The sequence below is a fragment of the Marilutibacter aestuarii genome (assembly GCF_006546775.1).
GTDB lineage: Bacteria > Pseudomonadota > Gammaproteobacteria > Xanthomonadales > Xanthomonadaceae > Marilutibacter > Marilutibacter aestuarii.
The window spans coordinates 49,554-62,261 of the sequence record NZ_VICE01000023.1; the positions used below are offsets into that span (position 1 = coordinate 49,554).

Annotated in this window: 15 protein-coding genes; 5 read left to right on the forward strand and 10 right to left on the reverse strand. The window is 70.2% G+C overall.

Going from position 1 to position 12,708, the window contains the following annotated elements:
* Positions 1–7: 7 nt before the first annotated feature.
* Both ccoS and FKV25_RS02935 read left to right on the forward strand, forming a co-directional pair.
* Positions 8–217, forward strand: coding sequence for a cbb3-type cytochrome oxidase assembly protein CcoS (ccoS, locus tag FKV25_RS02930; protein WP_141517294.1), 210 nt, complete (start codon positions 8–10; stop codon positions 215–217).
* A 2-nt stretch (positions 218–219) separates the two neighbouring features.
* Entirely contained in the window at positions 220–966 is a 747-nt protein-coding gene (locus FKV25_RS02935; protein ID WP_141517295.1) for a sulfite exporter TauE/SafE family protein, read from the forward strand.
* A 25-nt stretch (positions 967–991) separates the two neighbouring features.
* On the opposite strand, the gene FKV25_RS02940 is transcribed toward FKV25_RS02935, so the two are convergent.
* The 9 genes from FKV25_RS02940 to FKV25_RS02980 all read right to left on the reverse strand — a co-directional run bounded on the left by FKV25_RS02940 (position 992) and on the right by FKV25_RS02980 (position 7,332).
* Positions 992–1,762 carry a helix-turn-helix domain-containing protein gene (locus FKV25_RS02940; protein ID WP_141517296.1) on the reverse strand — a complete coding sequence of 257 codons (771 nt, stop codon included), beginning with the start codon at positions 1,760–1,762 and terminating at the stop codon, positions 992–994.
* Positions 1,763–1,853: 91 nt separating this feature from the next.
* On the reverse strand, positions 1,854–2,642 hold the full coding sequence (locus FKV25_RS02945) for an N-acetylmuramoyl-L-alanine amidase (protein ID WP_141517297.1): 789 nt from the start codon (positions 2,640–2,642) through the stop codon (positions 1,854–1,856).
* Positions 2,643–2,726: 84 nt separating this feature from the next.
* Complete coding sequence (locus FKV25_RS02950; protein ID WP_246071869.1) at positions 2,727–3,248, reverse strand: DUF1993 domain-containing protein; 522 nt, start codon at positions 3,246–3,248, stop codon at positions 2,727–2,729.
* A 113-nt stretch (positions 3,249–3,361) separates the two neighbouring features.
* Positions 3,362–4,081 (reverse strand): hypothetical protein, encoded by a 720-nt coding sequence (locus tag FKV25_RS02955; RefSeq protein ID WP_141517298.1) that lies wholly within the window; start codon positions 4,079–4,081, stop codon positions 3,362–3,364.
* Entirely contained in the window at positions 4,078–4,662 is a 585-nt protein-coding gene (locus FKV25_RS02960; RefSeq protein WP_141517299.1) for a hypothetical protein, read from the reverse strand. Before FKV25_RS02960 ends, FKV25_RS02955 begins: the two co-directional genes overlap by 4 nt.
* A 186-nt stretch (positions 4,663–4,848) precedes the next feature.
* A complete protein-coding gene (locus FKV25_RS02965; RefSeq protein ID WP_141517300.1) occupies positions 4,849–5,394 on the reverse strand; it encodes a lipocalin family protein in 546 nt (181 codons plus the stop codon).
* Between the two features lie 76 nt (positions 5,395–5,470).
* A complete protein-coding gene (locus FKV25_RS02970) occupies positions 5,471–5,902 on the reverse strand; it encodes a hypothetical protein (RefSeq protein ID WP_141517301.1) in 432 nt (143 codons plus the stop codon).
* A 52-nt stretch (positions 5,903–5,954) separates the two neighbouring features.
* Positions 5,955–6,386 carry a hypothetical protein gene (locus tag FKV25_RS02975; RefSeq protein ID WP_141517302.1) on the reverse strand — a complete coding sequence of 144 codons (432 nt, stop codon included), beginning with the start codon at positions 6,384–6,386 and terminating at the stop codon, positions 5,955–5,957.
* A 130-nt stretch (positions 6,387–6,516) separates the two neighbouring features.
* A complete protein-coding gene (locus FKV25_RS02980; protein WP_170218491.1) occupies positions 6,517–7,332 on the reverse strand; it encodes a hypothetical protein in 816 nt (271 codons plus the stop codon).
* On the opposite strand from FKV25_RS02980, the gene FKV25_RS02985 reads away from it, so the two are divergent.
* Positions 7,316–8,413 (forward strand): histone H1-like repetitive region-containing protein, encoded by a 1,098-nt coding sequence (locus FKV25_RS02985; RefSeq protein ID WP_170218492.1) that lies wholly within the window; start codon positions 7,316–7,318, stop codon positions 8,411–8,413. The two genes, FKV25_RS02980 and FKV25_RS02985, sit on opposite strands and share 17 nt — an antisense overlap.
* Before the next feature lie 196 nt (positions 8,414–8,609).
* On the opposite strand, the gene FKV25_RS02990 is transcribed toward FKV25_RS02985, so the two are convergent.
* The gene (locus FKV25_RS02990) at positions 8,610–8,819 is read right to left on the reverse strand and encodes a hypothetical protein (RefSeq protein WP_141517305.1); all 210 of its coding nucleotides are present in this window, start codon (positions 8,817–8,819) and stop codon (positions 8,610–8,612) included.
* 170 nt (positions 8,820–8,989) lie between these two features.
* Between FKV25_RS02990 and FKV25_RS02995 the strand changes: the two genes are divergently transcribed.
* Positions 8,990–11,515 carry a mechanosensitive ion channel family protein gene (locus FKV25_RS02995; RefSeq protein WP_141517306.1) on the forward strand — a complete coding sequence of 842 codons (2,526 nt, stop codon included), beginning with the start codon at positions 8,990–8,992 and terminating at the stop codon, positions 11,513–11,515.
* A 97-nt stretch (positions 11,516–11,612) separates the two neighbouring features.
* Positions 11,613–12,002 (forward strand): RcnB family protein, encoded by a 390-nt coding sequence (locus FKV25_RS03000; protein ID WP_141517307.1) that lies wholly within the window; start codon positions 11,613–11,615, stop codon positions 12,000–12,002.
* Positions 12,003–12,708: the final 706 nt, after the last annotated feature.

Here is a 12,708-nt window from a genome sequence, read left to right on the forward strand (position 1 = left end):
CCCGCCCATGACCGTCCTGCTGCTGCTCATCCCCCTCAGCCTGGGCCTGCTCGTCGCCGCGATCTGGGCCTTCGTCTGGGCCGTGCGTAAAGGCCAGTTCGACGATCTGGACACGCCGGCGCTCGACATCCTGCGCGAGGACCCGCTACCCCGGCCGCGGAACACGCCCGAGGCGAACGCGACGCCCGACGGCGACCGGAACGACGGAGCCGCCTGACCATGCCGTTCGACTGGCTGACCCTGGGCGCGGCCCTGCTCAGCGGCCTGCTGGGGGGCCTGCACTGCGCGGCGATGTGCGGCGGCATCGCCACCGGCTTCCCGGCGCTGCAGGGCGCGTCGGCGGTGCCGGCGCGGGCACGATGGGCGCCCGCCCTGGACGCCAACCTCGGCCGCGTGGGGGGCTACGTGCTGGCCGGCGCCGTCGCCGGCGGGTTCGGCCAGGGCATCCTGCGCGTCGCCCAGGTCGAAGGCCTGGCGATCGGCTTGCGGATGCTGGTGGGCGCTGTGCTCGTGCTGGTCGCGCTGCGCCTGCTCAACCGCGGGGGCCGCCTCGCTTTCATCGGTCGGCTGGGACAAGGCTTCTGGCAATGGATCCGCCCGCTGCAGGTGCGCCTGCTGCCGGCCAACACGCGTCCACGCCGGCTGGCGCTGGGCATGCTGTGGGGCTGGTTGCCCTGCGGCCTGAGCACGACCTTGCTGCTGGCGGCCTGGCTGCAGGCCGATGCGCTGAACGGCGCGCTGACGATGGCCGCGTTCGGCCTGGGCACGTTGCCGGTGATGCTGCCGCTGACCTGGTCGGGCGCCCATGTGGGCCGCCACCTGAAGGATCCACGCTGGCGCGTCCCGGCGGCCCTGCTGGTGCTGGTGGCGGGCCTGTTGACGCTGGCGGCCCCCTGGCTGATGCAGGTGCCGGCCCTGCACGGGCTGCTGGCGGCGCTGGGCTGCGGCAGCCTGCCCGCGCCCTAGCCGGCACGGGCAACGGCGTACGGAATCAAGCCTGCCGGCGCTTGCCCGGATCGGCCTCGGCGCAGCCCTCGCGCCCATGCGCGAGGGCGCTGAGTGCCTCCCTGTCGAGCACCTCCACGCGCCGCCCGTGCACCGCCAGCACGCCGTCTTCCTGCATGCGGGTGAGGCCGCGGCTGACGGTCTCCAGGGCCAGGCCGAGGTAGCGCGCGACTTCTTCGCGGCTCATCGGCAGGCGGAACTCGCGCGCCGACTGGCCGATCTGGGCATAGCGCTCCGACAGCCCCAGCAGGAACAGCGCCAGGCGTTCATGGGCCTGGCGTCGCACCAGCAGGTCGGTGTGCAGGTGGTCGCGGTCCATGCTGCGGCCGATGACGCGCAGCAGTTGCTCGTGCAGGCCGGGCAGTTGCAGGGCCACCGCGGTCAAGCGCTCCAGCGGCACCTCGCAGACATGGGAGTCGACCAGGGCGACCGCTTCGCAGCGATGCGCGCCCTCGCCCAGTCCGTCCAGGCCGATCAGTTCGCCAGGCAGGTGGAAGCCGGTGACCTGCTCCTCGCCCGACTCGCTGAGGCTGGCGGTCTTGAAGGCACCGCTGCTGGCAACGTACACCGCGCCCAGGGGATCGCCGATGCGGTACAGGCGTTCGCCCCGGCGAAGCGTGCGTGGGCGGCGGACGATCGCCTCCAGGCGCGCCAGGGCATCGACGCCGATGCCCGCGGGCAGGCACAACTGCTGCAGGGAGCAATTCGCACAGCTGCGACGCAGGCGCGCCAGGTCGACGGAGACGGCTTCGTTCATCGGTGGCTATTGTCGCACGGCCACCGCTCGGGCCGCGCTTGCCCATGCGGCTGTCTCGCGCGGGGTCGCCGGGGATGGCGGGGGCGGGCGCCTATCCGCCGCCCTCCAGGCGCTGGCGTTCGAGGTCATGGAGGATGTCGAGGTCGCCGGGCAGCCACTCGCCCCACGACGCGTTGCCGTCTTCGTCGAGGCGGCACTCGTGGGCGCGGAAACGACGCTGGAACGCGCAGCGCGCCGCCTCCGGGTCGGCAAGGTCGTAACCGACCAGGCGCAGGGCGCGCCAGGGGTCGAAGTCGTCCGGCGCCGGCGCGGGTGCGGGGCGCGGCCACAGGCCGAAGCCGGCTTCGGCCAATCGTGCCCACGGGAACAGCGCGCTGGGGTCACGCTTGCGCGACGGCGCCAGGTCGGCATGGCCGATGACCTGCGCGCGCGGGATGCCGGTGCGCGCGACGATGTCCTCCAGCAAGCGCAACAGGGCCTGGACCTGTGCGTCGGGGAAGGGTGACTGGCCGTCGTTGTCGATCTCGATGCCGATCGAGGCGGAGTTCAGGTCGCCCTGGCCCTGCCAGCGCCCGGCACCCGCGTGCCAGGCCCGCAGTTCTTCGGGCACCAGCTGGTACAGGCGACCGTCGCGGCCGACCAGGTAGTGCGCGCTCACCGGACCGCCGGAATTCCCGGTCTGCAGGGTATGCAGCGCGGCCTCCGCGCTTTCCATGTCGGTGTGGTGCAACACGACCAGGCGTGCGCGACGGACATCATGGTTGGGCGAGCCGCGCCATTCGGCCAGCGGATTGCGCGGGGGCGTGCTCGCGCAGGCCGCCAGCACCACGCTGGCCACGACGGCGGCGAGCAGGCCTCGACGGGGGACGGGACGGAACATGCGCATGGCGGGATCGATGCGGGTGGGCCGGATGCCCACCCTACTTCATCCCGCGACGCAGGACGGCCCGTGCCGCGAGCGGGCTCAGCGCTCGATGTCGGCGCCCATGTAATCCAGTTTGCCCAGCCTGACGCCCGACTTGCGCAGCACGGCGTAGGCGATGCTGGCGTGGAAATAGAAGTTGGGATGGACGAAGCCCATCAGATAGTCCCACCCTTTGAACTCGAGGGTACGCGGGCCGAACTTGAGCTGGATGTCGCGCGCCTCGCTGCCGTCCAGCTGCTCCGGCGACAGGCTGCGCAGGAAGGCGATGGCGCGGTCCAGGCGCGCGTACAACTGCGCGAAGTCGGTCTCGTCGTCGGCGAACGGAGGCGGCTCGAGCCCGGCCAGGCGGGCGGCGCCGTTCTTGACCATGTCGGTGGCGATCTGCACCTGCCGCACCAGCGGCAGCATGTCCGGGGCCAGCCGGGCCTGCAGCAGTGCCTCGGGTGCGTACTCGTGCGCCTGTGCGTGCGCCTCGCCCTTGCGCAGCACGTGCGCCAGGTTCTGCAGGCCCTGGATGAAGCCGGGCACCGACGCGGTGTACATGGAGATCGTCGTGGTCATGCGCCTTCCTGTTCGCCGTGGAGAGCGGCAAGGCTACGCCCCACCCACGCGCGCGAACAGGCGGCAGGCCGGGAATCAGCGTCCCGCGGCGCGGACAATCCGCCACCCGGGGTTCACTCGGGCGGCGAGCCGTACTTGGCCTGCATGAAGTTGTGGTAGATCCAGCCGTAACGCTGGTACCAGTCCTCCTCGCCATAATGCCGGGCCTCGCACTGGCCGAGCTCCTTCAGTGCGCCCTGCAGGCCGTCGAGGTACTGGCCGGCCTTGCGGGTGTAGGTCTGCTTGAGCTTGCCGACGGCCTGCTCGATCTGCGGCTTGCCCTGCAGCTGCCACGACAGGCCGGAGACGGCGTGGATGCCCGAGGCGCTGTCGCCGAAGGCCATCGCCGAGTTGGCCATCTTCACGTTGGCCGCGGTGATGCAGCGCGCGCGCTCGATGTAGAAGCGGTTGAAGTCGATCTTGCGCACCGCCTCCTCGTAGCACTGCCGGCAGGCATCGCCCTCGGCGCAATGCGAGGGCACGGTGGGGCCCGAGCTGTCGGTGTACGCCGAGCCGCAACCGGCCTCGGTCGCGTCGAGCGCCTCGAGGTCGTTCAACAAGGTGTTGGCATCGCGCGCCACGCCGATCGCGTCGCTGTCGACCAGCACGTCGATGATGTCGAGCGCGCGATCGCCATCCATGCCGTCGAAGAAGCTCTCCCAGTCGCCTTCCGTCGCAGGCGGCCCTTCGCCCGACTGCGCGGATGCGCCCAGCGCGGCCAGCGCGACCAGCGCCGCCATCGCCAGCACGACGGGGCGAAGCCCCGCCAGAATCCGTCCCCGTGCACGCGTCATGCCCGCTTCCTCCGCATCATCAGGACCGCCATCACCGCGACCGCCAGCACCAGCAAGCCGATCACCGCCCAGGTCCAGGGGAACCCGCCACCGCCGCCATCGAAGGTACTGGCATCCACCACCACGGGGGCGAAATCGGGCTGGGTCTCCTCGCCCACCCAGACCAGCAGCCGGTACGGCGTGTCGGCCGCGTCGGCACTGACCGATACCTGGAACTCGCCCTCGGTGCGGAACAGGAAGCGCAGCGGCGCTTCGTCCGTGCTGCCCTCGCGCAAGGGCTGGTTCCAGGCGTACTTGGTGATCGACAAGGCGACCTCGTCGCCTGCCTCCACCGGCCGCAGGACCACCCCGACCGGGTTCATGTAGGAAATGCCCTCGAGCAGGAAGCGTTGCGGGGTGCGTCCAGCCCGCCCCTTCACGACCACCGCCTTGCCCGTGTCCACGCCCGCAAGCGCCTTGGGTTCGAGCCGGATGGTCATCGGCTTGCCCGCCTCCTGCGCCATCGCCAGCCCGGCCGGCATCGCCAGCAGCGATGCCACCACGCAGCTCCCGAGATACCGCCGGATCCGTTCCTTCGTCATGTCGCCTCCACGGCGCAACCGCCCTGCATGCAATCACGAACGCGATCGGCGCGGAAATTCCGCCATCCGGCGATTGCGCGCCCCGCCCCGGCATCGCCACATCCGCGCGCGGAAGGCCTTGGGAATGCCCTGCGAACGGGCGCGCGGCTGCCGGACGGCCGCGCGGGACGCGCGGCACCCGGTCCCTCAGTCGACCTCGGCCATCATCACCAGTTCGTCGACGGGATACCCTCGCCGGGCGGCGCGCTCGCGCAGGGCATCGAAGCGTTCACGGTCCATCGTCGGCGTGCGCGAGAGGATCCAAAGGTAATCCTTGCCCGGCGACCCGACCACCGCCCACTCGTAGTCCGGCCCGGTCTCAAGCACCCAGTAGTCGCCCCAGACCATCGGCAGCCAGGACAGCCACTCGGGCGCGAAGCGCACCTCGAGCTGGCCCTGTGCGTCACCGGCGGGCCGTGCGGTCCCTTCGGCGACATCCATGCTGCCATCGTCCGTGCGGCAGGCGTTGCGCACGCCGATGCGCCCGTCCTCGCGCGGGGTGTAGGTCGCGGTGACGTCACCGACGCACTGCTTCTGGAAGAACATCGGCAGGTGGGCGATCTCGTGCCACTGGCCGCTGTAGCGCTGCAGGTCGAGTGTCTCGACCGGCACGTTGGGGAGCGGTTCGGCGGCGCGCAGGGGCGCCACGAGCAGGGCCGGGACCAGACCAAGGGCAAGCAGGGATGTCCGCATGGAAACCTCCGGGAAACGGAAACCCCGGACCTTCGTCGGTGTCGCGTCGTCGTCGCGTGATGCAGCCCGTCGCGGTTCAGCCAAGCCAGCCGCGCGCGGTGCAGCGGCGGGCGTACAGCCACAGGGCGACGCACACGACGATGATCACCACGGGCATCACCACGCTGCTCGGACCCAGCACGCTATAGGCATCGGTGAGCGCGAACACGCCGCCGAACTGCAGGACCGCGCCGATCGCGGACAGCAGGAACAGCGCCATCGCGATGCGCTTGCGCAGCAACAACGCCAGTGCGCCGAGCGCCCCACCGAAGACCGCGGCGGCATAGCAGGCCTCGACCCAGGCTGGCATCTGCGCATACAGCGCCTGCTGGTCGGGTGGCAAGGCCGCCAGCGTGGCCGGCGACATCGTCACCTGGCCGATGAAGGTCGCCACGCCCACCAGGTTCCAGGCGAGCGCGAGGGCGCCCACGACCCAGAACACCCTGGATGGCTTGCTCGATATCGTCATGTCCCGCTCCCGCTCCGATCCTGCCGACAGCATACGCCGCCGCGTGCATGACTCAATGCGCGAGCGGGGCCGCGCCTTCGGCGCCGCCGCCCGGCGCCGACTCCGACAGGCGCTCCACGCGCTCGGCCTCGAGCATGTCCAGGTATTGCGGCAGCGACTGCCCTGCCGCGGTGGCCTCGTGCGTGGCCGCGGTGTCCAGCGCCGCCGACACGTGCAGCTCCAGGCTGCGGCCCGCGCGTTCCTGCACCGCGACGGCGTGCTTGAGCATGGCCAGCATCATCGCCGGGCTTTCGGTGGCGGTCACGGACTTCCCGCCCAGGACCAGGACCCATTCCCCGTCGCGGAAGCCGGCCCCGCCGACCACGCCGCCGTCGTCGCCGACCAGTTGCGCATGCGGTTGCAGGGTGCCGCCCAGGCGGCGGATGGGACGCGCGGGAGCCTGCTTGCGGCGGATGTCGCGGCGCGCCTTGGACTGTCTGGACATGGGGCCCCCTGCCGGCTCTGGATGGTGTGGGCGGTCGCTCGCGCCGCCCCGACCAGCTTACCCGAGCCATGGTGGATGGCGGAGTCCACGCGCTGCGTGCGTTCAGCCGCCGCGCGCCGCGGCAGGGCGCCTAATCGGCGTCCGCCGCGTCCGACGGCGCGTCGGTACCGCTGTCGCCGGCTGCGGTCCCGGCCGGTGCGGCTGGCTCGTCCGCTGCATAGGCATAGTGCCAAGGTTCCCGCGGGCTGCGCAGCGGGCCTTCGAACGCGGGAGACTCGGCCATGACCTCCGCCAGCCTGCGCGCCCAGCCGCCGTGGATCCAGTCGGCGTCGATGCGCCGCGAGTCGGTGCCCGCGACCAGGACGTCACCCTGCATGACCTGGAAATCGAAGGCACGCCCCTGGCCATGCGCGGACAGACCGGGTGCGGCCAGGTTGGCCGGCGGATCGGGCCGCCAGCCCCGCGCCCAGTCCGCGAACTTCGCAGGCGACGACGCGCAGGCCCCTGGCGCGGCCTGCGCCATGGCCTCGGCCGCGACGCCGACCGAGGCATTCGTGTTCCAGCGCTCGACCTGGGTGTCCAGGCTGCGCACGCGGGTGTTCACGTACAGGCTGAAACCCGGATTGCGCTCGGCGAAACGCGCCTGCGCCCAGGCCAGGGCCGCGAGTGCTTCTTCGTGCGCCGGGGACTGTTCGTACGCCGCGATCTCGGCCTCCGTCCAACTCCAGCGCGCGTCGAGGTCACCGGCCCGCAGGTAGGAGCGCAGGGCCAGCAGCTGCCGCGGCAGGCCATCGATGTCACGCAGGGTGGAAGCGGGCTTTTGCGGCAAGTCCCGGGTGGCACGTTCGACGCAGGCCTGCAGGTCGCCAGCGGACGGTTGCGCAAGCACCAGGGTTGGCAGCGCGCAGCATGCGGCAAGCACGCCACGCATGGACTTGAACGGCATCGTGACCTCCATCACCCGGCAACGCTCACACGCTACCGGCTCGGGCTTGCCAGCGCACCCCCGCCGCGGGTGCGCACGCGGCTGGCGGGCGAACACCATCACCTGCCGTCAATGCCGCGCGTGCTACCCCATGGACACGACGCGGCATGGCCCGCATACGACGGAGGCACCCATGGCAACACCCACCCGCAAGGCGGCGGCCACGAAGAAGGCCATCAAGAAGACCGCAAGCAAGGCCGTGAGCACGGCACGCGCATCGCTGCGCAACGCCAGTGCAAGCGCCAAGAAGGAGGCCAAGGCCCTGAAGGCGAGCAAGCGCGCGCGTAGCGCCAAGGCCGGCACGCCCACCCCCGCGGCGAAGAAGACGGCAAAGAAGACCGTGAAAAAGACCACCGCCCCGGCACGCGCCGCCGGCACGAAGGCCACGAAGAAGAGCACGACGCGGAAGGCCGCTACGAAGAAAGCCACGGCGAAGAAGTCCACCGCGACCAAGGCCCCCGCGAAGAAGGCGACGACGAAGAAGCCGGCAACCAGCAAGGCGGTCGCCAAAAAGGCGGCGAGCAAGAAGGTCGCGGCGAAGAAGCCGGCAGCCCGGAAATCCGTGGCGAACAAAGTCGTTGCCAGCAATACGGCCGCGAAGAAGACCGCGGGCAAGGCCGTGGCAAAGAAGGCCGCCACCGCGAAATCCACCGCACGCAAGTCCGCCAGCGCGAAACCGGTTGCCAAGAAGTCCGTGAAGAAGGCGGCAACGAAGAAGGTCGCCAACGCCAAACCGGCTACCGCCCGCAAGGCCCCCGCGAAAAAGGCGGCGAAGAAGACCCCCAAGCGCCGGATCACGCCACGCCAGGCCCTGGCCAACACCCGCAAGCTGCTGGCCGCCAAGCAGGAGCACGACCGGCAACCGGCGCCGTGGCAGGAGATCGGCGAGCACCATGGCCACGTCGACCACGCCGGCTACCAGTCCGACGCTGCGCGCAGCAAGGCCGTCGACCTGCATGCCGCGGAGAGCCGCGTCCAGGCGATCCAGGGCAGCATCAGCACCCATGACCGCCACAACCAGGGCAAGCGCGACAGCCGTTGAGGGGAAGTGCCGCCGCCCCGGTTTCCGGGGCGGCGGTGCGTCGACGCTGGCTCGATGCCGAAGGGGGACTGTAAACGCCCCCTCGCCAAGGGCGATCCAGGGGGCATGTGCCTGACCGCGGACGGCGCGCGCGAACTGCAGTCGGGCAGATCGCATCGCCATTCCACCTGCGGCAAGAGCGCCAACCTGTACGGGATCACTTGAACAGCGCGCGCCACGTGTGCCTGTCCGTCCGGTAAACGGCGACATGGCCTCCGTGGTAGACGCACGGCCGCGGGCTTGCGGCCAGCACGCCATGACGGGCGACGACAAGCAGGGCAACGCCGCGGCGATCGCGTTGGGTGCCGCCGCCCTGCCCGGGATCGCCGCGCTGGCGCGCGAGCACCCCCACGACTACGAACGCCACACCCGGCCTCCACGCGGTCGCGGGTGCCGGTCAGGAGGCCATGGCAGCGCCGGCTACACGGCGCCCTTGCCGCCACTGCTAGACTCCCCGGCAGCACCGGGACACGGCGCGCGCGACCCACTCGCGTCGCGGCACCGGCGCCTCCGGCCATGCCAGCCCCGGGAGTCCAGATGACGCGTCGTTTCGCCTTCCTTGCCTGCCTGCTCCTGTCCTGGGCACTTGCATCGGCGCCGGCCACCGCCGCCCAGGACATCGCCAGCGTCCTGACCGGCGAGGAGAAGGCGGCGCCCAAGGCGATCGAATTCGCCGATATTCCGGAGCAGGCCAACGCCGACGAGCGCTTCGCGCAGTCGGTCATGCTGCAGGCCAGGCGGCGCGACGCTGTTGCGCCGTTGCAGGAGCGCCTGGCCGCGATCGAGGGCTCGACACGGCAGAAGGTGCGGCTGGCCTCGGGTGAAGACCTGAAGACCCTGCCCGTGCTTCGGCTGGAGAGCCTGGACCGGCACTGGGGGTTCGATGCCCGCCTGTTCGAGCGCTGGCGCGCCGACCTCAAGCAGGCGAGCGCGCCCTACGTGGAGTCGGCCGCGGAGATCGCGACCCGGCGCGCGGCATGGGAGGCCACGCGCACGGCCAACGCCGACGGCAGCATGCCCAAGGCGCTGTCGGACCGCATCGACGAGGTCCTGGTCTACCTGGGCCGGGCCGAAAGTGCGCTGTCCGCGCCGCTCCAGCAGTACATCGAGCTGGGGCGCCAGGCCAACACGCTGGAGGCCCAGATCGATGCGGGACGCCAGGAGGTGGCGGCGGCCATCGCCGACATCGACCGCCGGCTGGTGCACATGGACGCCCCACCCATCTGGGCACTGGGCGACGACGCGGGCGAATCCGACGCTTCGCTGGCGGCACTGAAGACCGGCCTCACGATCGAGGTCGACTTCCTCAAGCAGTACAGCGCCTCGAACGTCGACCACCAGCGCGTGCTCAACGTCGTGCAATTGCTCCTGCTGCCGCTCCTGGTCTGGCTGAGCGTGTACTACCGCCGCCACCAGGCCCGCCTCCCGGTCGAGCCCGCGGATGCCGGAACCCCAGCGCGGGCGTCGTTGCTGGAGGCCTCCGAGAAGGTCCTGCACCGGCCGTTCTCGGCCTGGCTGCTGCTGTCGATGATGGCGGTGCTGGCGCTGGAACCGGATGCGCCCCTGCTGCTGCACCAGGTGATCATGCTGATCGCCCTGGTGCCCACCTTGCGCCTGCTGCCGGCCCGGGTGTTCGAGCTGTTCGGCCCCTGGCCCTACGTGGCGACCGGCCTGTACCTGCTGCAGCGCTTGGGCTTCCTGTTCATGGCCAACGCCCTGACCTACCGGGCGTACTCGCTGTCGATCACCCTGCTGGCCCTGGTGCTGACCCTGTGGCTGCTGTGGCGCTCGCGCCGCAAGGCGCCGACGAAAGGCCTGCAGGGTGGGGCCCGCACGGCGATCCATGTCGTCGGCTGGACCGCCGTCGGGATGCTGGCGGTGTCGGCGCTGTCCAACGTGCTGGGCAATGTCTCGCTGGCGGAGATGCTCACCGGCGGCCTGCTCGACAGCGGTTACATGGCCTTGATGCTCTACGCCGCGGTGGCGGTGTTCCTGGCGCTGCTGCGCCTGACCTTCGCCCAACCGGGCCTGTCGAAGCTGCGCATGGCGCGGCTGCGCGACGGTTCGATGATGCGCGGCTTCAGCCGCCTGCTCGGCATCGCGGCGGTCATCGCCTGGCTCGGCTTCACCGCCAACCGCTTCCGCCTGTTCCGGCCGATCTATTCGACGATCAGCGGCATCCTGTCGCATGAGTTCACCATCGGCGCGCTCAGCATCAGCCTGGGGCACGTGCTGGTGTTCATCGTGTCGGTCGTGATCGCGTTCTGGGCGGCCAAGCTGGTGCGCTTCGTGCTGCATGAGGAAGTGCTGCCGAAGATGTCGCTGCCGCGTGGCGTCGACAACAGCGTCGCCTCGCTGTCCTACTACGCGGTGCTGCTGCTGGGCTTCGTGCTCGCCCTCACCGCGACCGGATTCGAGGTCAGCCAGCTGGCCTTCGTCTTCGGCGCGCTCGGCGTCGGCATCGGCTTCGGCCTGCAGAACGTGGTCAACAACTTCGTCTCCGGCCTGATCCTGATGTTCGAGCGCCCCATCCAGCCGGGCGACGTGGTCGACATCACCGGGACGTCGGGCAGCGTGCGCGAGATCGGGATGCGCGCGACCGTCATCAAGACCTTCGACGGCGCCGACGTGGTGGTGCCCAACGGCACCTTGCTGTCGGAGAACCTGGTCAACTGGACCCTGCGCGACATGTTCCGGCGCATCGAGATCAACCTGGGCGTGGCGTACGGCGCCGATCCCAACCAGGTCATCGAGCTGATGACCGGCGTGATCACCTCCGACGAGTCGGTGTCCCGCCACCCCGAGCCCACCGTCTTCTTCATGGCCTTCGGGGCCAGTTCGCTCGATTTCTCGATCCGCGCCTGGACGCGGGACTACGACAACTGGGTCGGCATCCGCAGCCGCCTGCTGACCCGGATCTACGCCGTGCTCAACGAGAACGGCATCGAGATCCCCTTCCCGCAACAGGACCTGCACCTGCGCAGCGTGTCCGAGGCTGCGCGGGCGGCGCTGAGCCCGCCGTCCGCTTCGAAGTCGGACGCCGGTCCGGGACCGGCAACCTGAACCGTTGTAGCGTATTCAGCCAATTCTGGCCGAACATTCACGCCGCCCCGCCTAGGGTGGGCCCATGTCCACCGACGCCTCTGCAAGGAGGATTGCCATGAACAACCGACGCACCCACATCGCCACCGCCATCGCCGTGCTGGCACTCGCCGCCACGCCGGCCCTGGCCGGTAATGGCAACGGCCAGGGCAAGAACAAGGGTCACGGCGGTCCGCCCGCCCATGTCGAGCACGGCCCGCCGGGCAATGCCCCGCACGACAGCGGCCGACACGACAACGGCAAGCACCTGGGCTGGTACAAGCAGCAGTGGAAGCGCGGCGATCGCGTCCCGCTGGCGTACATCGAGCCGCGCTACTACCTCGATGACTACCGCGACTACCACCTGCATGCGCCGCCGCGCGGCTACCGCTGGGTCCGCCCGATGGACGACCGCTACCTGCTGGTCGAGATCGCCACCGGCGTGATCAGCGAGGTGCTGGGCTACTGACCCCGGCCACGTCGCGCATCGTGCAACACAAGGCCCCGCCAACGCGGGGCCTTTTTTTGTGGTTCTTGGCCCAAGCGAGGGGAGAAACGCTCATGCCGTCATCCCAGCGAACGCTGGGATCCAGCCTTTTCAGACAGGAACCGCCAGCCGACACGACACGCGATGTCGAGGCGCATCGAAACCCGCATAAGGATCATTGCAAGCGCACGAGCCCAAGAGCTGGATCCCAGCGTGCGCTGGGATGACGGTGGGTGGTGTCGTAGCAACGCAGGATGGGTAGCGCAAAGCAAGACCCATCTCACGTCGTGCGTGCAGCTTCGCGAAGGTGGGTTTCGCCTTCGGCTCCACCCACCCTGCGGCCCTACGGTCCTACGCGGCGTGTTGCCGTTGCCGTTGCCGTTGCCGTTGCCGTTGCCGTTGCCGTTGATCTTGACCTTGCCCTTAGCGACTTTGAGGCTGCCGAGCACCGCAGGCCATGGCGGCCGTAGAGGCGCCCTTGTCCGAGCGAAGCGAGTTTGGGCGCCGTGCCGCCAGGGCCGAGGCGCGCAGGGGACCGGTGCGGCGAAGCCGTGCCGGCGGCCGATGGAGCCCGCGGTATTGGTTCCTTTTGGCAAGACAAAAGGGACCCGCCCAACAGGGCGGAAGCCTTTGACTTTGCCCTCCACATTTCGAAGCAAAACCCATCTCACGTCGTGCGTGCAGCTTC